The following is a 20,602-nucleotide window of genomic DNA, read 5'->3' as shown; positions in this document are numbered from 1 at the left end:
CGTATCCGGGTCCAAGGCCCACCCGCCAACCGTTATGCCGGCAGACGACCCAGAAATAACGTCAAGGGAACCGATCGGGGCTCGCCCCTTCTCCATAATCCCCGAAGCCCCCGGAACGGTGACTTCCACGCACCGGAGAAGAGCGTTTGATCCCCAATTCGTATTGATTGCATATGCGCACACCGTATGCGTTCCCGGCGCGGCGCTGAGTGTCGTCGAAAAACCATGTTGATCCCCGAAACCAGGGTAGGCCGACCCTACGTCCGATCGGGTCTCAGACGCAGTGACATTCACGCTTACGCTGTCGACGTAGACGTGGACCGGAATTGAAGCTGCGGTATCCGGGTCAACGGCCCAACCTTGTGCGTTGATAACTCCTGAACTCGACGTAACAGATTCAAGAACTCCAAACGGCGAGCCGCCCTGCGCGGCAATTGTCCAGCAGCCGAACAGAGAGTTGGCTCCAGCGCCAACGTTGATCCCGTAGACGCATACCTCATGGTTTCCGGATGACGGGACTGTGGCTGTCAGGTTGAACCCGCGGTTATCACCCGCCCCGGGGTATGCCGCGCCGACATCCGGACGGGACCCGGTGGCAGTGGTCCGGTATCCGGTACCGTCAACATAGACATGGACCTCAATGGGCTCTTGGGAATCCCCATCAAATGCCCAGCCACCGACTCGGATCCCGCCGACACCGCCCTCGTGAACCTCAACGTTTCCGATGGGATTTCCGCCGAGAGTCGGCGGTCCAAACCAGTTGTTGTAGTAGACCCAAAAGTTACGATTTCCATAGGACGAACAGGCATCACCGGAGCCGTTGAGATTCGACAGGGCGGCAGCGTTGGGCTGGTAGGGCGTGTAGTAGTACAGAGACGCCGTTGCTCGGTTCTGAATCAGAACGTTTGATGACCCGCAGTCCGAGTTCGGGGAGAACGGACGGGCATTCAGCTGCCCCACCTTGATCGAAGTATGCGAACCTGCCGGATTGCCATACCAGGCCATCTGCCGAGCCCCCGTGAACACCTGCAGGAAGAATCCGTAGAATGCTGAATCGCACGCCGCAGTGTCCGGGCAGCCTTGCCCCATGGCCTTTCGCAGAACAGCTTCGGTGGGTGCCCTGCTGGTGACCAGTGATTGTTCTTTCTGCAGTGTCGTCAGAATAACCTGCGCACTGATAGTACAGGCCTGTTGTACTTTATAAATGATGCGGGCTGCGGACTCGTTTACCCCGCCGGCATAGGTTTCACACGTTCCGAAGTCGAGTGTCGTCGTCGCGGTACTGACGCGCAAAACATTGAGGCAGTTCGCATTCAGACAGCCACCGATTTTCGAATCCAGAAACGTCTGAATCTGGCCTTCCGACATGACATCCCGAGCGTAGAACTTCGCGTCGGAAATGATGTAGCCGGCATTGAACTCCGAGCCGGACAGTCCCTCTGCCCGCTGCGGTGTGGCAACAACGAAGGCCCCGAGGGAACCTAAAACGAGACCAAGCGCCAACACGCGCATCCATTTACTCTTCATAACCGTATTTCTCGTTCGGGTGCGGGTGCCGCAGTTCAGTGACGAACTACTCGAAAAGCTCATGCCACGTTCTCAAGACTATGTCAAGGTCGCCCCGTGTGCAGGTAATTCTCCGGTGCCCGCCCGTCCTAGGCCAGGTAGGGGTCCCGCTGCGGCCCGCCCCAACGGTCAATGATCATCTTGTGCTCGAAGGAATGCACGAGCGGGTCACGAGATCGAGATTCAAAGTGGTACAGCTCGACATCGCTCAGCCAGACCATTCGAAAGCCTGCCTGTCCGACCTTTTTGCACAGGTCGACGTCGTTGAAGTTGCCGGGGAACAGCTCGGAAAATCCACCAACACTGATAAAAACGTCCCGCGGCATCGCAATGCAGGCGGCGGTCAAACCTGACGCCTCCCGATTTATGAGCAGGGACGAGAACGCCCCGTAGTCCCCACGTTTGGCACCCAAATAGGCGTGGCTGAACTGCCCCATGTGATGTGTGTGGCCGGCATGCTGGATAGCACCATCTTCAAAAAACAGGTGGGCGCCCGTCATACCCACTTCGGGCTCGCTGAGTGGGGCGATCATCCGTCCCACGATTTCGTCGCTGATCGCCTGCACGTCGTCGTTCAGGAAAAACAGGACATCACCGCGCGCTGCGAGAAATCCCTCGTTGCATTTCCGACTGAAATTGAACTTTCCGGTAAACGGCGCGAGGGTCAGTCGGTCGCCTGCGATCTCGGTAAGTTCGGTCAGGACATTTTCGGGTGTTGACGCATCATAGACCACGACAATTTCGAGGTCCCGATGGCTGGACGTGGCCAAGAGCGACCGTACCGCCTCGACGACGAAGACGCGATGTTGGCCCCAGACCTCTCCGGCGGTGCCGCGGGTCGGAATGATCACGCTGACGGACCGGTCCAGTTCGGGGGTTCGCTCGATGCGATAGGTACCTGGAACTGGACCCGCGACGGCGTGCCCTCGGATTCCAACGCGCTTGAGATGAGCGGTCACGGCCCGAACGCCGGCGTCCCAGGCGTACGGCTTGTTGTCGATGTTTTCGGCCGTCGACCCGGGTACGACTCGCCAGTGGTACAACACCTCGGGAACGTGAACGATGCGTCGTGACTGTTCGGTGACACGAAGTACGAGGTCGTGATCCTGCGATCCTTCGAATTCCTGTCGAAACCCACCAACTTTTCGCACGAGGGCCGTGCGCAATACGGAGAGGTGCCCCGTGTACATTTGGCCGCGCAGCCGCTCCGGCGACCAGTCCGGCTTATCGAATCTGTCGAAGTGCTTTCTATCCGGTCCCACCTTGTCTTCGTCGGAGTACAGGTAATCGACCAGCGAATCGTCGAGGATCTCCGTCGCCATTCGTTCCAGTGCCCGCGCCGAGAGAATGTCGTCATGGTCAAGCAGCGCGATGAATTCGCCAGTCGCAGCGGCAATGGCGTCATTGGACGCTTGCACAATTCCACCATTGGAGCTCCGCTCAACTACTCGGATTCTCGAGTCCTTGACGGCAGCACGGTGCAAAACATCTCGTACACCTCCCTGCGGGGAGAAATCATCGACGAGAACAAGTTCCCAGTCTTCGAAGGTCTGAGCCAGGACTGAATCTATGGTGTCCTGCAGCACGTCCAGCGGAGTGTTGTAAACCGGTGTAACGAGGGAGATGAGAGGCGGTTTCATAGACTTCACTTCTTGATGAGTCTGAATACTCGTTTGCCCAGGGAAACAGGGCGAAGGACAAGTCGTCCGACCCGCCAGGTCACGGATCGACGTGTCTCGGCGAGGTCGTGGTTACCGCGAGCGCGTGCATCCTCGATATCAATCTGAGTCTGCATGAGTTCGGCACGTAGCCCCAACTCGATGTCTCGACTGATCAGCTGGGAGTGCGTGAGATCTCTGATGCTCGCCAGAAGTGCGTCGCGTTCCCGTCGGTTTTGTACGCACCCTGTCTTGTCGCAGTACTGTTCCTCGTCCGGATGCATTTCTTCTACCTTGTCACTCATAGTTTCTACAATTCATTCGTTCCACAGCTTCTTTGCGCACGTTCAGTTGGCCGCATCGCTCTTACGCTCCCGCCGCGCGCGCACGCGCTCGACCACAGCGCTCGGCCCACCTTGCTGAAAGTAATAGGCGGCACGTTCAAGATCACGACGGATGCCCGTGCTTCGCGACGACCGCGCTGGGGGCAGGCCGTTGGGCACCTTCGAAGATCGTCGTTGCTTTCGACCCTTTTTGGCAACTGCCTTGTCAGCGGCCGACTGCGGGTTGCGACAGAACTCTACTAGTGGTGCCAACGCCTTGTCCCAGGTGAAGGATTGCCGCACCCGCGCGACATTCTCCCGAGCTGCCAGAATCGCGGCGTCGTCAAAGAGATAACGCTCGAGTGCTGCGGCCAAACTCGCGAGGTCTCGCTCGAGGACGGCTGCGCCCAGAGACTCCCGGCCAACGAGACTGCCGAAGGAATCGCCGTCTGTTGTCACAATCGGAAGCCCCGCCCACAAGTAGTCAAGGATTCGCGTGCGAAAGGAGAACGTCGTCTCGACGTGCTGAAAATGGGTGGACACGCCGAGGTCTGCCTCAAGCAGGTAATTCTGTCTGTCGTCGTATGGCACCCAGGACTCGTTGAAGAAGACGTGCTTGCCGGTGAGGCCCAACTGCTCAGACAGAACGCGGGCGGATGTTACCGCTTCCATTTCTGGCACAGCCGGATTTGGATGTTTCACGCCCATGAAGAACAATCGAATATTGGGGTGGGTGAGGCTGAGCTGCGACACGGCGCGGATCAAGATTTCCGGGTCGAACCAATTGTAGATTCCTCCGGCCCAGATGATGATTTTGTCGTCCGGGCCAATTCCTGGAACTACACCGCGCAGGGCCGGTCGATTGTGGACCGGGTCACTAGACGGGATGCCGAATGGTGCTTCTGCGATCAGAGAGGCCAGATCGGAATCGCGAGAGTACGTGTAGGGGTTGACCCGCCCCAAGGCTGAGAGCTGTCCAAGCCAGAAGTGGCGTTGACGTTCGCTCGCGCACAGGAAGAAGTCACCGAGCAGCAGCTGGTGGTTGAGCGCATCTGTAGCCTCAGAGACCTGCTTGTTCCAGACTTTGAGCGACAGGCCCTTACCCTGCTCCAACTGCTCGAGGTGCAACGGATCGTACACATCGACGACGAGTATTTTGCTGGATGTTTCCAGGCTGGGGAACAGTGCCAAAGCATGACCCTGAACGATGATGATGTCGGCCCACTGCTCGTGTTCAACAACCGAATTTGGTTTGTGATGCGAAATCATTGCGACCTCGACGATGTCATCGAGGGCAACGGCTTTGCTCATACTGACCAGACGAACGTCGTGATCGGCGGACAGAGTCTTGGCGATATTCCACGCGCGAATTGCTGGCCCGGCCATTTGCAGCCCGACCGGGTCGCCGGTGATTACCAGTACATGTCGGCGGCCCTCGATGTTCAACTGCCCGAGGTTATCGATGATCTTCTCGTAGCCGCGCAGATAGTTGTCGATCGGGTACGCCGGCTCGTCGGTGTTGCCAAACAGGCTCTTCAGCTGTCGATCCGTTCGAGTCCTGCTGGCCTGTACCGCGGAGCGGGCTTGTGTCATCTCAGGGAGGAGTTCCACAAACTGGTCTACAGCGTAGATGCCGGCCATGGTCAGTTTGGAGACGGGTACGGTCAGCTCAGAGTCATCACCCAGGACGCGAAGGTCCAGGGAACCAGAGTCGAGTTTCCCACGGGCGACAGCTCGTCGGGTTGCCAGCAAAAGGGCACCAGGAAATATTTGCGCGAGTGATTCATCATCAAGATTCTTGTACAGGGTGTAGAGCGCGTTGCGTTCCAGCAGGTACGTCTCGCGAAAATTCCCGAACTTGTTCATAGAGGCGTGATGTTTGTGAAACGCGAGTGACTTCGGCTGGAATCTAAACCGGTAGCCCAGTAGATTCAAGCGCCATCCCAGGTCCACGTCGTCATAGAACATGAAGAAGCTGTCGTCGAAACCGTTCAGCTCCTCAAAAACTGACGCACGAATAAACATCGCGGCACCGGTTCCGAACAGGACATCTTTCTCGACGTCCCAGGCGCCTCGGTCCTTTTCACCAGCGTGCGGTTTGTATCCCATGCCGTACCAGGTGATGGATGCATCCACGTAGTCAACGTTGTCGCCGTCCCAGTCCAGCACTTTGCTGGCCACTGCACCAATGTTCAGTCCGGCGTTGAAAGTGGCAATTGCTTCCGAGATCCAGCCCTTGTCAGGTTTTGCATCATTATTGAGGAAAGCGATGAACTCACCAGACGAACGGGAAACGCCGAGGTTGCATCCGCCGGTGAAACCACGGTTTGTTTCCGACTCAACCAGAACGACCTTGTCGCCGATCTCCTGGAGTCGGGCCAGGCTGTCATCACCGGAACCGTTTTCGACGACGATGATTTCGAGAAGCTTCTCAGGCCAATCCAACGCGAGCAGCCCACGAACACATTCGATCGTGTCGTCAGCGCCCCGAAAATTGACCAGCACGACCGACACAACACCCAAACGACGCTTCTTCACAGTGACACCTCACAATTAGTGACTACACCGCACGAACGCGGTAAATCCAACGATCAATGGTTCCTACTACACAGTCGGCGTCCACTCACCGACGCTTTGCTATGCGGCCGACGCTCCAGGAAGTGATTCCAGGTACGCGGTGATGGTTTCGTCGGCCGGCCCGACTCTGACGAGCTCACCGTGCCTCAGCCAGGCAGCGCTGTCGCACATGTCACGAACGGACTCCATCGAATGGCTCACCAGAATCACAGTGCGCCCTTCGTTCTTGAAATCAACGAATTTTTGCGCGCACTTGGCCTGGAATTCCGTATCTCCGACGGCCAGAACCTCGTCCACCACAAGAATATCGGGGTTGACATTGATCGCTACGGAGAAGCCGAGGCGCACGTACATTCCCGAGGAGTAATTCTTCACTGGCTGATCGATGAATTGTTCAACTCCTGAAAAATCCACGATTTCATCGAATTTCCCGGTGATTTCTTTCTTGGACATGCCGAGGATGGACCCGTTCAGGAAGATATTTTCTCTCCCCGACAACTCGGGATGAAAACCCGAGCCAACTTCAAGAAGAGCGGCAATCTTGCCGTTGTAGGTGATGCTTCCCGTCTCGGGATAGTAAATCTTCGCGAGGCATTTCAAGAGTGTCGACTTGCCTGAGCCGTTACTGCCGATGAGACCAAAAGTCGACCCGACGGGTACCTCGAACCCAACGTCCTTCAGCGCCCAAAAATCCTCATGCACAGAAGTACGCCCGCGCATGATTGCTGACTTGATCGACTGATTCCGTTCGTGGTAGAGCCGAAATTTCTTGCTGACGTGTTCAATGCTGACGGCGATTTCGCTCACAGTGCTTCAGCCAGTCCTCTCTCGCTCCGTCGGAAAATCCACAGTCCCACGGTGAACGCGGCAAGTGCCCAGATGACACACAACAGAAAATCCTGCGGATCGGGCCACCGGTTGTCGTACAGGAGTTGCCGGAATACGGCGACAAATCGCTCAAGCGGATTAATCCGGTAAAGATCGAGGATCGATACCGTCGTACCGAACAGTCCACCGTATTTTTCAGATTGAGTCGCGACCAGACTGATCGGGTAGATGATCGGCGTCAAATACATCCAGATTTGCATGATGATTGAGACAAAATACTGCGTGTCCCGAAAATGAACATTGGCCACGGCCAGCATGAGCGCGAGCCCTGCCGCAAAGATTGCCAGGAGGACCATGGTCACAACGACCAGGGGAAGCCACGGCCAGACGAATGCACCGCAGATGACCAGCACGACAACGAGCACGCCCATCTCGAACAGCCAGTTGTAGCCGACGGAACCGACTTTCGACAGGGGAAGCACTATTCGCGCGAAATAGACCTTCTGAACTAATCCAACGTTGCCAAGGATCGATCCCATGCCCTGTTGCACGACGTTCGAGAAGAACGTCCAGGGGAGCAGTCCGCAGAGGAGCCAAACGGCGAAAATATCTAACCCGCTGGGATCGCCAGCTTCAGGTTGAACGCGAATAATCAACGCAAAAACGAGGGTGTAAACCAGCATCGAAGCGAGTGGGTTCACCAACGACCAGAGCTGGCCGAAAATTGTGCGTTTGTACTGACCACGAATCTCACGCAGGGTGAGATTGGCCAGGAGTTCTCGCGACTCGAGAACTTCCTTTAGGTATCGCATTTAGCCTCACTGGGTATCTGGCCGGTATGGCCGCATGCCAATCTAGCCTAGAACTATGATTGGGAGTCGTATGTCCACCGTATCGAAGCCTCCCGCCAGCACCGCACGTGTAGCCGTTGTGACTGTCAGTTATGGCTCTGAGGACGTCCTCGGCCCCTTCCTGGCATCACTGCCATCGGCATCCCGCCAGCCGCTTCACGTGGTCGTGGCCGACAACAAACCAGCTGCAACGACGAACGCTGTCGAGTCGATGACGACGTCCGCAGGTGGGACCTACCTGTCGTTGCCCTCGAATCGAGGGTACGGATACGCCATCAATACAGCAGTTCGCGAATTGGGACCGGAAATCGACTGGGTCGTGGTGAGCAACCCCGATGTGACGGTGAATCCTGGTTGCATCGACATCCTCCTGGAATCAGTCCTCGATTCGTCTATCGCAGCGGTCGGCCCCCGCATTCTTTCCTCCGACGGCGAGGTCTATCCCTCGGCTCGCACGGTACCGTCGCTTCGTTCCGGCGTCGGCCACGCGATCTTTGCAAATTTCTGGCCGAAAAACCCGTGGACACGTAACTATCGCAGGGAATCCGAAATCGAGCCCGTACGGCGGGATGCGGGCTGGCTGTCTGGTGCCTTCTTAATGATTCGTCGATCTGTTTTCGATCAGATTGACGGTTTCGATGAGAGTTATTTCATGTATTTCGAAGATGTCGACCTGGGGTACCGCATCGGACGTCTGGGGCTTCGCAACGTGTATGAGCCCGCCGCCGCCGTCGTGCATACCGGCGCGCATTCCACCTCAACTCACGATGAGTCTGCCGGGATGATTCGCGCGCACCACGAGAGCGCCCAGAAGTTTCTCTTCAAGAAATACTCGGGTCCCTGGCTCGGGCCCTTACGACTCCTGTTGGCCGTCGGGTTGGGGCTACGGTCTCGCCTCGAGGCTCGCCGGTCAGCCCGCTAAGGCTGAACCAGACCTGCCAGATACCGACCGTAGCCGCTCTTAATGAGGGGGGCTGCGAGGACTGCGAGCTGCGCATCCGTGATCCAGCCGGCACGCCAGGCAATCTCCTCAATGCAACCGACCTTGAAACCCTGGCGGTCCTCGATGACGCGCACGTATTCGGACGCCTGCATCATGGACTCGAAAGTTCCGGTGTCCAGCCATGCGGTTCCCCGATCGAGGACCTGAACGTGCAAGGTGCCCTGCTCCAGGTAGCGCTCGTTCACCGTGCTGATCTCCAGCTCGCCGCGCGCGCTGGGTTCAATGGTCTTGGCGATCTCGATGACGGAATTGTCGTAAAAGTAGAGGCCGGGTACCGCGTAGTTGCTCTTCGGTTTCGTGGGCTTCTCCTCAATGGAGATCGCTGTTCCGGTCTCGTCAAACTCGACGACGCCGTAGGACGTGGGATTGCTCACGTGATATGCGAAGATGCGCGCGCCCTCGATCTCGGCGTTGCCGCGCAGCGCCGATCCGAGGCCTGCGCCGTGGAAAATATTGTCACCGAGCACGAGAGCGACGCTCTCGTCGCCGATGAATTCTTCACCGATGATGAACGCCTGGGCCAATCCGTCGGGCGACGGCTGAATGGCATATTCAATCCGGATGCCGAGATCGGAGCCGTCCCCGAGGAGTGCGCGGAATTGCTCATTATATTCCGGCGTCGTGATGATGAGGATCTCTTTGATGTCCGCCATCATCAGCGTCGACAAGGGGTAGTAGATCATTGGCTTGTCCCAGATGGGCATGAGCTGCTTGGAGATACCCTTGGTGATGGGCCACAGCCGTGTGCCTGAGCCACCGGCGAGAATGATTCCGCGCATGAGTATTAGTTCCTGACGTTCAAAGTAGCGTAGTAGGCGCGAGCGGCATCCCAGGTGGGGAGCAAGCCAGCAGCAGCGGCAGCCGCGAGGGTGGGGGCCTGCGTGTCCTTGGGCGAAAGCAGTAGCTCTCCGGCTTCTGGGGGGAACACGAGCCCGATCTCTTCGTCGAGTGGGCTGATACCGTGCTCACGGCCCGGGCTGAACGTGCTGTTCACGAGGTAACTGACCGTGGCATTGTCGGTCAGCGCGACGAAGCAGTGCCCGAGTCCCTCGGCGATGTAGACCGCCCGTCGATCGGTGTCGTCGAGCAGAACGCTGTCCCATTGGCCGAAGGTAGGTGAGCCCACGCGGATGTCAACGATGTAGTCGAGAACAGCACCATGGACGGCGGTGACGTACTTGGCCTGGCTGGGCGGGACATCCGCAAAGTGAATACCGCGCACTGAACCCCGTTTTGACACAGAGGTATTCGCCTGAGCCAGGTCTAGTTTGTGCCCGACCTTTTCTTCAAGTTTGTCGAATCGATACCACTCGAGAAATACACCGCGATCGTCACCGAACTGCTGCGGGGTGATCTCGTAGGAGTCTGGGATGGAAAGTTCGCGAATCTGCACGATCGGCAGTCTACCAATCCGTGTCCGGTAGAATCGCGGAGGCCATTGAAGCGAACGGAACGGTTACTCCTATATGAAGATCCTCGTCACCGGCGGCGCCGGTTTTATCGGCTCCAACTTTGTGCGACGCACGATTGAAGACAAGTACCCGGGCCTGGAAGGCGCCGAGGTTGTTGTGCTCGACGCATTGACTTACTCGGGCAACCTCGAAAACCTCGCCCCGATCGCCGATTCCCCGCGCTACTCCTTCGTGCACGGCGACATCCGCGACGGCAAACTGCTCGACACCCTGTTTCTCGGACTCGACGCGGTCGTGCACTTCGCCGCCGAATCGCATGTGGACCGTTCGGTGATGGACTCGACCATCTTTGTCGAGACCAACGTGCTCGGCACCCAGCAACTGCTCGACGCAGCCCTGCGCCACAAGCTGGCCCGGTTCGTGCACGTCTCCACCGACGAGGTCTACGGCTCTATCGCCAAAGGCTCCTGGAACGAGGAGCGGGCGCTCGAGCCGAACTCCCCCTATTCAGCGTCGAAGGCCGGCAGCGACCTGCTCGCCCGCAGCTACCACCGCACCCACGGCCTCAACGTGTCAATCACCCGGTGCTCAAACAATTACGGCCCGTACCACTTTCCCGAAAAGGTCATTCCGCTTTTCGTCAGCAACCTGATCGACGACCTGCACGTTCCCCTCTACGGCGAGGGCAACAACATTCGCGACTGGCTGCACGTGGACGACCACACCCGCGCCATCGCGATGGTGCTCGTCGGCGGCCGCGCAGGCGAGATCTACAACATCGGCGGCGGCACCGAGCTGACCAACAAGGAACTCACCCAGCTTCTGCTCGACTCGACCGGCAAGGACTGGTCCTATGTCGACCGCGTCGCCGACCGTCTCGGCCACGACCTGCGCTACTCGGTGGACATCTCCAAGATTCAAGCCGAACTGGGCTATGCCCCCGAGGTTCCGTTCGAACAGGGCCTTGCCGACGTGGTGCAGTGGTACCGCGACAACCGTCAGTGGTGGGAACCGCTCAAGGCTCGTGCGGCGCTGAACTAACATGACCCGTTATCTCATCACCGGCGCCACCGGCATGCTGGGCCGTGACCTGCAGACGGCTCTCGCCGGACGCGACGTGACAGCCCTCGGCCGCAGCGACCTCGACGTGACTGATCTCGACGCGGTGAAGGCCGCCGTTGCCGGGCACGACGTCATCATCAACTGCGCCGCGTACACCAAGGTCGACGACGCCGAAACGCATGAAGACGAGGCCTACGCCGTGAACGCGGTGGGGCCGTACAATCTGGCGGTGGCGGCATCCGCTCTGCAAGCCAAGCTCGTGCAGATCTCAACGGACTACGTCTTCGACGGCAGCGCGACCACGCCCTACGCCGAGAACACTCCGCACAGCCCAATCTCTGCATATGGCCGCACCAAGGCGGCCGGCGAGGATTTCGTGCAGGTGGAAAACGGCTCGCGCAGCTACATCGTGCGCACCGCCTGGCTGTACGGCAAGAACGGCCCGAACTTCGCCAAGACCATGCTCAAGGCCGCTGGCACGCGCGACACGTTGAGCGTTGTCACCGACCAGGTGGGCCAGCCCACGTGGACGGTGGATCTTGCCGCGCAGATCGTGCTGCTGCTCGACTCTGATGCGCCCGCCGGCATGTACCACGGCACGAACTCCGGGGTCGCCTCGAAGTTCGACCAGGCCCGCGACGTGTTCGCCCTGGCCGGACTCGCCCCCGAGCGCGTGCTGCCGACCGACAGCTCAGCCTTCGTGCTGCCCGCACCCCGGCCGGCCTACTCGGTGCTCGGTCACGCCGGTTGGGCCGCCGCGGGGCTCGCGCCAATGCGCAGCTGGCAGGACGCCCAGGCCGAGGCCTTTGCCGCGGGGGTTTTCGAGACAGCATGATCACTCTGCGGGTAGTCGTCGACCAGATGGTCGCCCCGGTTCCGGGCGGCGTCGGGCGTTACACCGAGGAACTCACGCGCGCACTGATTGCCACCGCGCCGGCCGAGTGCGACGTTGAGGGCATCGTTTCGTCGTCGCCACCCGCACAGTATGAACTCATTGAGGCCTCCCTGCCCGGCCTGGCTAACCTGCACAAGACGACGTTGGCCCGCCGCGAGCTGGCCACGGCCTGGGCGCTCGGCGTGACCGCAGCGTCGGGCACCGGCCTCATTCACGCGCCGGGACTGCTCGCCCCGCTGCGCCGCCACAACCGCGCCGACGACGGCACTCAGATTGCCGTGACCTTGCACGACGTGCTGGCGTGGACGCATCCGTCGTCGCTGACCCCGACAACCGTGGCCTGGACCAAGGGCATGCTCAAGCGTGCCCGCAAGCACGCCGACGCGATCGTGGTGCCGAGCCACGCCGTGGCCAGACAGCTGACCGAGATCATGGACCTCGGCGACCGGGTGCGCGTAATCGGCGGCGCCGTCGGGCGCGGGCTGGTGCTGCCGGCCATTCCCCTGGTGGAAGAGCGCCTGCAGGCGCTGGAGCTGCCGTCACAGTACATCCTGACCTCCGGGTCGCTCGACCCGCGCAAGGCCGTGACCGCGCTGATCACAGCGCTCGGGCTACCGGGCGCGCCGGACCTACCGCTGATCGTGCTCGGACCGGACACCTGGGGCGAACTCGACCTCGCGTCGGTCGCCGACGAGGCCGGGCTCGCACCGGGGCGCGTGCGCGCACTGTCGGGCCTGAGCGACTCCGATCTGGCCGTGGTGATTGCCCGGGCGAGCGTCTTCGTGTATCCGAGCTTGGAAGAAGGCTTCGCACTGCCGATCATCGAGGCCTTCCACCTGGGGACCCCGGTGGTGCACTCCGACGCCCCGGCACTGCTCGAAGCGGCCGGCGATGCCGGCGTCGCGGTCGAGCGGTCAGACCCCAAGGAATACCCGGCCCGACTCGTGGATGCGATCAACCGGGTGCTCGGCGACAGCGTGCTGCGGAACCGCATGACGATCTTCGGCGGCGACCGCTCGCGGGCCTTCAGCTGGCGCGACTCGGCCGAACGGGTCTGGCAGCTGCACGCGGACCTGTAGCCATGGCTAGCTTTCTGGGATTTGTGCGCGACCAGCGCGTTCGGTTTCTCGTGGTCGGCGCCACGAACACGGCGGTCGGGTACCTGGTCTTCTCTTTTTTCACCCTGTGGGTGTTCGCGGATGTCTACCTCGGCTACCTGATCAGCCTCGCGCTCTCCTACGTGGTCGGTATCACCCTGGCGTTCGTGTTGTACCGACGGTTCGTGTTCGTGGTGCACGGGCACGTGCTGCGGGATTTCGCCCGGTTCGTGAGCGTGTACCTGGTGGCGATCGGTATCAATGCGGCCGCGCTGCCGCTGCTGGTTGAAGTCGTGCTGGTGCCGCCGCTGCTCGCCCAGCTGTTCATTCTCCTGGTCACGACGTTGCTGAGCTTCTTCGGGCACAAGAAGTTCTCGTTTCGCCGCAGTGGTGAGTGAAGCGAGGGTTAGCCGCCGATCGCCGATGGGTGACCCACTCGTAGGTGGCCGCTTCGCGATGTGGGTTGCTGTTCTGGAGAGCATGTGCACGATCATGCACTTGCTGGATTGTGGATGATCATCCATAATGGAAACTGTGGACGATCATCCACCTTGGAGGCTAAAGTGTATACACGTTCCGCACAAGATCTTGGTGCGCTGGCGCGCGCGAAACGCGAGGCCTTGGGACTTACTCAACAGCAAGTAGCCGACCGCGCAAAAGTCTCTCGTGAATGGCTCGTCAACTTTGAATCCGCGAAGGTGGGCGTATCACTTTTTCGCGTTTTTGACGTGCTTCAGGTGCTGCAGCTCGCCCTGGATGTCAGCGATCGAGCCCCGGACCCGCACAATGTGCTTGACGATGTCTTTGCCGATCTGGGGCGATGACCGGTGAACTCCGAACTCTACGTCTACCTCGACGGCGAGCGCGTCGGCACGCTCGCCCAAACCAAACAGGGCAAAACCACCTTTGCCTACGACGAACGATACCGGTTGGATAGTCGGTCGACGCCCTTATCGCTTTCCATGCCGCTGGCAAGGCGCGAGCACCCATCGCGGGTCGTCACGGCCTTCCTGCAGGGCCTTTTGACCGACAGCCCGACCAAGCTTGCTGAGCTAGCTGCAACGTATCAAACATCCGCTCGAAACGCTTTCGGGCTGTTGGCGCACGTCGGCCGGGATGCCGCGGGAGCCGTACAGATTCTGCCGCCCGATGAGACCTCGACCGATGCCGCCACGCGACAGGGAGATGTCGAACGACTTTCCGATGATGAATTCAGTAGCCTCATCAAAGACATCGTTCAGCACTCCGATACCTGGGGACAGCGCGGCGACGACGCGCGGTGGAGTTTGCCTGGCGCGCAGCCCAAGGTTGCCCTATTCCGATTCGATGATGGCGGGTGGGGCGTGCCCAACGATTCCACGCCGACCACGCACATTCTGAAACCGGCCATCGCGCCGTATTCCAATCATGACGTGAACGAGTATGTGACGATGCGCGCGGCCCGGCTTCTGGGGCTCAACGTCGCCGACCACGAGCTCACGACGACGGAGCAGGGCGATCGCGTCTTTGTCTCCCGCCGATACGACCGACGACAATTCGACGGACGATGGGCACGGCTACATCAGGAAGACCTCTGCCAGGCTCTAAGCGTTCCACCAGACCTCAAGTATCAGCAGGACGGCGGCCCGGGCGTTGGCACCATCGCTCAATTGCTCGGCCGATTGCCCTTAAACGATCGGGAGGCAAGCCAGAAGCGGTTCTTTGATTCCCTCGTGTTCAACGTTTCGGCCGCTTGCACCGACGCGCATGCAAAGAACATTTCGATTCTCTTGCGTGGCGACCGCGCTGTGCTCGCCCCGCTTTATGACCTCGGTACGCATGCGCCGTATCCGGCGACTGGTGCGCTTCGCTCGGCGATGAAGGTCGGTGACGAGTATCGCATGAACGCCATCGGGCTTCAGGACTTTCTCGCGGTGGCCGCGAAACTGCAGATCCCTGCAGATTACGCTGAAGAGCGTGTTCGCTACATACGCGGCAATGTTGCCGGCGCATTCGCGGATGCCGCCGGGAGCGTCAGTGGTGGCTCGGAGGAACAGGGATTCGCGACGACGGTGTCAAAATCGATCTTCACACTTGCGCGCGAACGCGGTTGGTAACGAAGGGCTACGGGGCGGGCGTGGCGGTGGGCGCGGGGGCCAGTGCCGCGGCGATCATGGCCTTAATGGCCGCGTAGTCGGGGTTTTCGGGGTCGACGCCGTTCTCGGGAATCAACGGCACCGAGATGACCGGCAGTTCTTTGGTTTTGCTGGCCAGGTTCACGAAGTAGCCGAGCATGCCCTGCGGCACGTCGGTCTTGACGACGCGCGTGCCGGCAGCGGCCACTCCCTGGAACTTGGAGAGCACGTTCGCCGGGCTGGCCTGCGCGAGCAGGGCCTCCTGCATCTGAGTCTGGCGCTGCATGCGGTCGTAGTCACTCGTGCCGTGGCGGGAGCGGGCAAACCAGAGGGCGTGGTAGCCATCCATGTGCTGCATGCCGGGCTCAAACCAGAACAGCACCTTGCTGAAGGTCTCGTCGGTGTGCACCGGAACGCGGTTCTTTACGTTGATGTCGACGCCGCCGAGGGCATCGATGAGGTCGGAGAAGCCCTGCATGTCAATGAGTACGAAGTACTGGATGGTGAGTCCGGTGATGCCCTGTGCGGCCTCGAGCGTGGCCTGAATTCCCGGAGAGCTGCCCTCCGCCGTGGCGTTGGGGTAGTATTCCGGGCGTTTCAACTCGGCCTCGGTGAAGATGGAGTTGAGCATGCAGGCCGAGACGTCGCATCCGTCGATCGAGCCGTAGCCCTCGGGGTAGAGGGCGCCGAGGGAGGATCCGGCCGAGAACGGCGCGTTCTCGAGGTTGCGCGGCAGGCTGATGGTCGTGGCCTGGCCGGTTGTGGCGTCGATACTGACCACTGAGATGCTGTCGGGGCGGAGGCCCTCACGGTCGGCACCGGCATCGCCGCCGAGCAGCAGAATGTTGTAACGGCCGTCGACCGGCGGTTGGCTCGGGCCCGCGACGAAGACGGAGGAGAGAAAGCCGCTGGCCGAGGTGGCGACGAAGGCGCCGTAGCCGGCTGTGCCGCAGACGATAACCATGAGCGCGGCGGAGAACGCCGCGATGAGCGGGCGGGCACCGGGCGCCGCCTTGATCAGGTTGATCAGGCTGAGGGTGTTGACGGTGAGCACGAGCCAGGTGACCGCGTAGAACGCGAGCACTGCGGCGGCGACCCAGAGGCCGATCGTGCTCGTGAACACCGTGAGCAGCACTTCGGGCCAGAACAGATAGACGGCGCCGGCGATGATGGCCACGGCCACCAGGGTGAGGGTGGCACCGAGGCCGAACCGGCCGAGCCGACGGTTGCCGGCCAGCACCTGCGCCGAACCGGGCAGAACGAAATTGAGTACGACAAGCCACCACGCACGCGTCGTCATAATGCGTGCGGAGCCGGAATTCGGGTGCCGGATCGGGTCGGAAACACTACTCATAATCGCTCTTGGAGGTCCCGGTTCTTCTGCTCAACCAGATCTGCAAGCTGTACCGAATAGTCTTCGAGCTTCACGCGCAGCGCGTCGTCGCTCGTGGCCAGAATCTTGATCGCGATCAGCGCGGCGTTCTTCGCTCCGCCGATCGACACGGTTGCGACCGGAACGCCGGCCGGCATCTGCACGATCGACAGCAGCGAGTCGAGGCCGTCGAGCAGCCCGAGAGGAACGGGCACGCCCACCACGGGCAGCGTGGTCATGGCGGCGAGCATGCCGGGCAGGTGCGCGGCTCCCCCGGCTCCGGCGATGATCACCTTGAGGCCGCGGGCCTGCGCGGTGCGGCCGTAGTCGAGCATCCGCTCTGGGGTGCGGTGTGCCGAGACAACCTGCACCTCGTGCGCGACCCCGAAGTCCTTCAGGGTTTGCGCTGCAGCGCTCATGACGGTGAAGTCGGAGTCGCTGCCCATGACCAGGCCGACGATAGGCTTGCTGCCGTCAGTAGGCACAGTGGATGTCTCGGTGTTATCTGGCACGCAGATGATCCTATGGCTCAGTCCTGAAAGATTTGTGCAGTGGCGCGCGCCTGATAGGCAACTTCATCGAGATCGTCGCCGCCCGCCGTCACGTGGCCCACCTTGCGGCCGGGCCTCGATGCCTTGCCGTAGTTGTGCACCTTTACAAGCGGATGCTCCGCGAGAGCGCTCCCATAACGATCACCCAGCGAGCCTGACGCGGGTCCACCAAAGATGTTCACCATCACCGTCCACGGGTCCCGGGCGCCGGTCGCTCCGAGCGGCAAGTCAAGCACAGCGCGGAGGTGCTGCTCGAACTGGCTCGTGGTCGAACCCTCGATCGACCAGTGACCACTATTGTGCGGGCGCATCGCCAGCTCGTTGATGAGGAGGCGCTCATCCGTGGTCTGGAACAGCTCGACGGCGAGCACCCCGGTGACGCCGATGCCCTCGGCCACGGCAACGGCGATGTCGGTGGCGACGTCGGCGAGACGCCCCATGGACTGGGGGGCCGGAGCGATGACCTCGGCGCAGACGCCGTCTTTCTGCACGGTCTCCACGACCGGCCAGACGGCGATCTCGCCGCTGGGGCGGCGGGCGACCACCTGGGCGAGCTCGCGGCTGAAGTGCACGAGCTCTTCGACCAGCAGGGCACCGCCGTTGCCGTCTTCGGCGAGCGCCTGAAACCAGTCGTCAACGTCGTGTTCGTGACTGACCACGCGCACGCCCTTGCCGTCGTAGCCGCCGCGGGCGGTCTTCACGACGGCGCGGCCGCCGTGGTCCTTCAAAAAGTCAGCGAGGCCGGCCACGTCAGTGATGCGGGCCCAGTCCGGCACGGGCAGGCCCAGTTCGGCGAGTTTCTCGCGCATGAGCAGCTTGTCCTGCGCGTAGAGCAGGGCGTCGGGGCCGGGGTGCACCCTGACGCCCTCGCGCACGAGCTCGCGCAGAATCTCCTGCGGCACGTGTTCGTGATCGAAGGTGATCACGTCGACGGTCTTGGCGAAGGCGAGCACGGTGGCCAGGTCGCGGTAGTCGCCCACGCGGACCGCGGCGAGTTCGGCGGACATGCCATCGGCTTCAGCGAGAACCTTGAGCTCGATGCCGAGGTTCACGGCCGCGGGGATCATCATGCGGGCCAGCTGGCCTGCGCCAATCACACCGACGGTTAAAGCCATTTGTTCACCATTTTCTATGCAAGCGTTCAGCTAAACGAACGGGAATACCCAGCCAGGCAATTTCAACACGCCGTAGACTGCGAGACTTCAATGCTTTCCTAGTGCCACTTTACCGAACGTCGGACGGACGCATGTCGATCACCCTGAAGCAGCGCCTGCTCAGCTTTCTGAGTCAGGGCCTCAAGTTCGGCGCCGTCGGTGCACTGGGCTTCGTGGTGGACTTCACGGTGTTCAACCTGCTGCGCACCACCGTGCTGGATTCCGCCGACGTACACGCCGGCCCCATCTACGCCAAGGTCATCTCGACCGTGCTCGCCATTCTGGTGAACTGGCTAGGCAACCGCTACTGGACCTTCAGCAAAAACCGGCAGGACCACACGGCTCGCGAGGGCCTGGAGTTTCTCGCGGTGAGCCTCGTGGGCATGGGCATCGGCATCGGCTGCCTCTGGTTCAGCCACTACGTGCTCGGCTACACCAGCGTTCTCGCCGACAACATCTCGGGCAACGTCGTTGGCCTAATTCTCGGCGCGGTGTTTCGTTTCGCGCTGTACCGCTACTGGGTGTTCGCGCCGAGTCGGAGCGGGGCGCCGGCATCCGTTGGTATCGCCGTGGTCAGTACCCGCACCGGGGCTATTCGGCTAGCGGCGACCCCAGAACGCTGACTCTTCGGAGAGCGCCGACTGCTCCTGCCGGCGGGAACCCATGACCGTGCTGGCCTGCTCCATGAGGTCGTGCAGCGTGCTCTGCACGAGGTCGACGTTGGGCAAGTCTTTCAACACAAGCGGATGCTCCAGCCCCGAATTTATGAGCACCGTGCCCGAGTGGAACCCGGCCTGCAGCCAGTTCTGCCGCACACTCACGTCGTAGCCGCGGCTGTGCAGCAGCTCTTGCCGGATGCGCACGAAGAACCCGTGGCGAAAGATGATGCGGCGGGTGGTGATCGTGTAGCGCTTGGTGAGCCAGGCGGCGAGCGGCAGCAGCCAGCCGAGCAGCGCCAGCAGGATGGCACCGGCGAGCAGGGCGGCGTTCTGCCACGGCTCGGGCAGGTTGCCGAAGAAGTAGCCGGTGCCGCCGGCCAGGGCGAACAAGAGCAGGGTGGGCCAGGCCAGCACCCGGGCGTGCGGGCGCAGGCGGGCAACGACCTTCTCGGGCCGGCTCTCGCGGGCGTAGCCGGAGGGTTCGGTCTCGTTGGGCTCTGTCTTCTTGGCTTTCATTACTTCTATTAATACCTCAGGTGGGTGACATCGCCGGCGGCGACAGACCGTTCTTCGCCATCGACCTGGTTGACGACGCGCAGCCTTCCCTCGGCGTCGATGCCGGTGGCGGTGCCGACCAGGTCGGTGCCGCCGGGCAGTTCCACCCGTACTGCGCTGCCGAGTGTGCCGCACAGTTCTTCGACTTGCTGATGCAGTCCGCTGTGTTGGGCGTCGCCGTTGGCCTTCAGGAAGGCTCGGTACAGCGTGGCGAGCTCGTGCAGGTAGGCGGCGAGTACCGCGTCGGGGTCGGGCGCGGTGCGGGTAACCAGCAGCAGCGAGGTGGAGGTGAGGGTGGGCAGGTCGTGCTCGTCGAGCGAGAGGTTGAGGCCGGCGCCGATGATGATGCCTGTGCCGTCGGGCAGCAGTTCGCAGAGGATTCCGCACACCTTGTAGCCGTCGATGAGCACGTCATTGGGCCATTTCAGGGTCACGTCGTGGCGGGGATCCTCGGCCTCTTTGACGCCTTCGACGGGCTTCATGCTTTTTTCCACCACGTTTTTGACGGCACGGGTCATGGCGGCGCCGGCCAGGAGCGGGAACCAGCCGAGGGTCGCCGGCGGTAACTGGGGTCGGATCAGCACCGAGATGGCCAGGGCTTTGCCGGTCGGGGCCAGCCAGACGCGACCGAGCCGGCCACGCCCCTGAGTCTGGTTGTCGGTGACGAGGGCCGAGAAATCGGGCCAGGCGGCGGCATCCGTTGTGGCGAGTTCTTTGAGCACATCGTTGGTGGAGGCGGCCTCGGACCGGTACTCGAACCGGGTGACCTCGGTGCGGCTGAGCGAAAACTCCATGGCTACTCTCTCCTTCAAACGTAACTGCGGTAATTCTGCCGAATCTGACCCCAAATGTGTTATTCCTTGTCATTTCGGCCAGGATCTCCGCAGTTATGAACGGGGAGGGCGGTAGAGGTCGCCGATTGAGC

The 20,602-nt window shown here is 61.2% G+C and carries 20 protein-coding genes and 1 pseudogene; 8 read left to right on the top strand and 13 right to left on the bottom strand.

All coding sequences use genetic code 11. From position 1 onward, the window contains the following. From BLS91_RS19700 to BLS91_RS15335, 6 genes and pseudogenes are all read right to left on the bottom strand, one after another. A pseudogene (locus BLS91_RS19700) lies at window positions 1-1,527 on the bottom strand (hypothetical protein); the annotation flags it as partial. Between the two features lie 128 nt (window positions 1,528-1,655). Next, entirely contained in the window at window positions 1,656-3,206 is a 1,551-nt protein-coding gene (locus BLS91_RS15355; RefSeq protein ID WP_092341628.1) for a glycosyltransferase family 2 protein, read from the bottom strand. A 5-nt stretch (window positions 3,207-3,211) separates the two neighbouring features. Next, window positions 3,212-3,529: a hypothetical protein gene (locus BLS91_RS15350; protein ID WP_092341627.1), complete on the bottom strand. Its 318-nt coding sequence runs from the start codon at window positions 3,527-3,529 to the stop codon at window positions 3,212-3,214. 42 nt (window positions 3,530-3,571) lie between these two features. After that, window positions 3,572-6,085 (bottom strand): glycosyltransferase, encoded by a 2,514-nt coding sequence (locus BLS91_RS15345; protein WP_092341626.1) that lies wholly within the window; start codon window positions 6,083-6,085, stop codon window positions 3,572-3,574. 99 nt (window positions 6,086-6,184) lie between these two features. After that, the gene (locus BLS91_RS15340) at window positions 6,185-6,931 is read right to left on the bottom strand and encodes an ABC transporter ATP-binding protein (protein ID WP_092341625.1); all 747 of its coding nucleotides are present in this window, start codon (window positions 6,929-6,931) and stop codon (window positions 6,185-6,187) included. Beyond that, complete coding sequence (locus BLS91_RS15335) at window positions 6,928-7,764, bottom strand: ABC transporter permease (RefSeq protein WP_092341624.1); 837 nt, start codon at window positions 7,762-7,764, stop codon at window positions 6,928-6,930. The genes BLS91_RS15340 and BLS91_RS15335 overlap by 4 nt, the downstream gene beginning before the upstream one ends. A 70-nt stretch (window positions 7,765-7,834) precedes the next feature. Between BLS91_RS15335 and BLS91_RS15330 the strand changes: the two genes are divergently transcribed. Continuing rightward, window positions 7,835-8,725: a glycosyltransferase family 2 protein gene (locus BLS91_RS15330; protein WP_092341623.1), complete on the top strand. Its 891-nt coding sequence runs from the start codon at window positions 7,835-7,837 to the stop codon at window positions 8,723-8,725. On the opposite strand, the gene rfbA is transcribed toward BLS91_RS15330, so the two are convergent. After that, on the bottom strand, window positions 8,722-9,585 hold the full coding sequence (rfbA, locus tag BLS91_RS15325) for a glucose-1-phosphate thymidylyltransferase RfbA (RefSeq protein ID WP_092341622.1): 864 nt from the start codon (window positions 9,583-9,585) through the stop codon (window positions 8,722-8,724). The two genes, BLS91_RS15330 and rfbA, sit on opposite strands and share 4 nt — an antisense overlap. A 5-nt stretch (window positions 9,586-9,590) precedes the next feature. Then, window positions 9,591-10,199, bottom strand: coding sequence for a dTDP-4-dehydrorhamnose 3,5-epimerase family protein (locus tag BLS91_RS15320; protein ID WP_092341621.1), 609 nt, complete (start codon window positions 10,197-10,199; stop codon window positions 9,591-9,593). A gap of 73 nt (window positions 10,200-10,272) precedes the next feature. Between BLS91_RS15320 and rfbB the strand changes: the two genes are divergently transcribed. The 6 genes from rfbB (at window position 10,273) to BLS91_RS15290 (ending at window position 15,368) form a co-directional block, all read left to right on the top strand. Continuing rightward, a complete protein-coding gene (gene rfbB / locus BLS91_RS15315) occupies window positions 10,273-11,259 on the top strand; it encodes a dTDP-glucose 4,6-dehydratase (protein WP_092341620.1) in 987 nt (328 codons plus the stop codon). A 1-nt stretch (window position 11,260) separates the two neighbouring features. Next, the gene (rfbD, locus tag BLS91_RS15310; RefSeq protein ID WP_092341619.1) at window positions 11,261-12,115 is read left to right on the top strand and encodes a dTDP-4-dehydrorhamnose reductase; all 855 of its coding nucleotides are present in this window, start codon (window positions 11,261-11,263) and stop codon (window positions 12,113-12,115) included. Further along, window positions 12,112-13,254: a glycosyltransferase family 4 protein gene (locus BLS91_RS15305; protein ID WP_092341618.1), complete on the top strand. Its 1,143-nt coding sequence runs from the start codon at window positions 12,112-12,114 to the stop codon at window positions 13,252-13,254. Before rfbD ends, BLS91_RS15305 begins: the two co-directional genes overlap by 4 nt. Before the next feature lie 2 nt (window positions 13,255-13,256). Next, window positions 13,257-13,670, top strand: coding sequence for a GtrA family protein (locus BLS91_RS15300; RefSeq protein WP_092341617.1), 414 nt, complete (start codon window positions 13,257-13,259; stop codon window positions 13,668-13,670). A 165-nt stretch (window positions 13,671-13,835) separates the two neighbouring features. After that, window positions 13,836-14,096 carry a helix-turn-helix domain-containing protein gene (locus tag BLS91_RS15295; RefSeq protein WP_158252847.1) on the top strand — a complete coding sequence of 87 codons (261 nt, stop codon included), beginning with the start codon at window positions 13,836-13,838 and terminating at the stop codon, window positions 14,094-14,096. A gap of 3 nt (window positions 14,097-14,099) precedes the next feature. Further along, complete coding sequence (locus BLS91_RS15290; RefSeq protein WP_092341615.1) at window positions 14,100-15,368, top strand: type II toxin-antitoxin system HipA family toxin; 1,269 nt, start codon at window positions 14,100-14,102, stop codon at window positions 15,366-15,368. Between the two features lie 7 nt (window positions 15,369-15,375). Here the strand turns inward: BLS91_RS15290 and BLS91_RS15285 are convergent, their stop codons facing one another. The 3 genes from BLS91_RS15285 to BLS91_RS15275 form a co-directional block, all read right to left on the bottom strand. Continuing rightward, window positions 15,376-16,740 carry an LCP family protein gene (locus tag BLS91_RS15285; protein WP_241983149.1) on the bottom strand — a complete coding sequence of 455 codons (1,365 nt, stop codon included), beginning with the start codon at window positions 16,738-16,740 and terminating at the stop codon, window positions 15,376-15,378. Beyond that, entirely contained in the window at window positions 16,737-17,204 is a 468-nt protein-coding gene (gene purE, locus BLS91_RS15280) for a 5-(carboxyamino)imidazole ribonucleotide mutase (protein ID WP_092341640.1), read from the bottom strand. Before purE ends, BLS91_RS15285 begins: the two co-directional genes overlap by 4 nt. Before the next feature lie 83 nt (window positions 17,205-17,287). After that, window positions 17,288-18,424 (bottom strand): 5-(carboxyamino)imidazole ribonucleotide synthase, encoded by a 1,137-nt coding sequence (locus BLS91_RS15275; protein WP_092341614.1) that lies wholly within the window; start codon window positions 18,422-18,424, stop codon window positions 17,288-17,290. Window positions 18,425-18,555: 131 nt separating this feature from the next. Here BLS91_RS15275 and BLS91_RS15270 point away from each other — a divergent pair, with 131 nt between their 5' ends. Then, a complete protein-coding gene (locus BLS91_RS15270) occupies window positions 18,556-19,086 on the top strand; it encodes a GtrA family protein (RefSeq protein ID WP_092341613.1) in 531 nt (176 codons plus the stop codon). Here BLS91_RS15270 and BLS91_RS15265 read toward each other — a convergent pair. Both BLS91_RS15265 and BLS91_RS15260 read right to left on the bottom strand, forming a co-directional pair. Beyond that, window positions 19,063-19,638, bottom strand: coding sequence for a PH domain-containing protein (locus tag BLS91_RS15265; protein WP_092341612.1), 576 nt, complete (start codon window positions 19,636-19,638; stop codon window positions 19,063-19,065). The two genes, BLS91_RS15270 and BLS91_RS15265, sit on opposite strands and share 24 nt — an antisense overlap. Window positions 19,639-19,646: 8 nt before the next feature. After that, window positions 19,647-20,471 (bottom strand): biotin--[acetyl-CoA-carboxylase] ligase, encoded by an 825-nt coding sequence (locus BLS91_RS15260; RefSeq protein ID WP_092341611.1) that lies wholly within the window; start codon window positions 20,469-20,471, stop codon window positions 19,647-19,649. Between the last annotated feature and the right edge of the window lie 131 nt (window positions 20,472-20,602).

It is taken from the genome of Cryobacterium flavum, from assembly GCF_900103805.1.
GTDB classification, from domain to species: Bacteria; Actinomycetota; Actinomycetes; order Actinomycetales; family Microbacteriaceae; genus Cryobacterium; species Cryobacterium flavum.
This window is presented reverse-complemented; position numbering and strand designations above follow the sequence as displayed.

Excerpts from the sequence above, each read along its gene's own strand:
- BLS91_RS15355 (WP_092341628.1), bottom strand. The coding sequence starts at position 3,206 with ATGAAACCGCCTCTCATCTCCCTCGTTACACCGGTTTACAACACTCCG.
- BLS91_RS15350 (WP_092341627.1), bottom strand. The coding sequence starts at position 3,529 with ATGAGTGACAAGGTAGAAGAAATGCATCCGGACGAGGAACAGTACTGC.
- BLS91_RS15335 (WP_092341624.1), bottom strand. The coding sequence starts at position 7,764 with ATGCGATACCTAAAGGAAGTTCTCGAGTCGCGAGAACTCCTGGCCAAT.
- BLS91_RS15330 (WP_092341623.1), top strand. The coding sequence starts at position 7,835 with ATGTCCACCGTATCGAAGCCTCCCGCCAGCACCGCACGTGTAGCCGTT.
- rfbA (WP_092341622.1), bottom strand. The coding sequence starts at position 9,585 with ATGCGCGGAATCATTCTCGCCGGTGGCTCAGGCACACGGCTGTGGCCC.
- rfbB (WP_092341620.1), top strand. The coding sequence starts at position 10,273 with ATGAAGATCCTCGTCACCGGCGGCGCCGGTTTTATCGGCTCCAACTTT.
- rfbD (WP_092341619.1), top strand. The coding sequence starts at position 11,261 with ATGACCCGTTATCTCATCACCGGCGCCACCGGCATGCTGGGCCGTGAC.
- BLS91_RS15305 (WP_092341618.1), top strand. The coding sequence starts at position 12,112 with ATGATCACTCTGCGGGTAGTCGTCGACCAGATGGTCGCCCCGGTTCCG.
- BLS91_RS15300 (WP_092341617.1), top strand. The coding sequence starts at position 13,257 with ATGGCTAGCTTTCTGGGATTTGTGCGCGACCAGCGCGTTCGGTTTCTC.
- BLS91_RS15285 (WP_241983149.1), bottom strand. The coding sequence starts at position 16,740 with ATGAGTAGTGTTTCCGACCCGATCCGGCACCCGAATTCCGGCTCCGCA.
- purE (WP_092341640.1), bottom strand. The coding sequence starts at position 17,204 with ATGGGCAGCGACTCCGACTTCACCGTCATGAGCGCTGCAGCGCAAACC.
- BLS91_RS15275 (WP_092341614.1), bottom strand. The coding sequence starts at position 18,424 with ATGGCTTTAACCGTCGGTGTGATTGGCGCAGGCCAGCTGGCCCGCATG.
- BLS91_RS15270 (WP_092341613.1), top strand. The coding sequence starts at position 18,556 with ATGTCGATCACCCTGAAGCAGCGCCTGCTCAGCTTTCTGAGTCAGGGC.
- BLS91_RS15265 (WP_092341612.1), bottom strand. The coding sequence starts at position 19,638 with ATGAAAGCCAAGAAGACAGAGCCCAACGAGACCGAACCCTCCGGCTAC.
- BLS91_RS15260 (WP_092341611.1), bottom strand. The coding sequence starts at position 20,471 with ATGGAGTTTTCGCTCAGCCGCACCGAGGTCACCCGGTTCGAGTACCGG.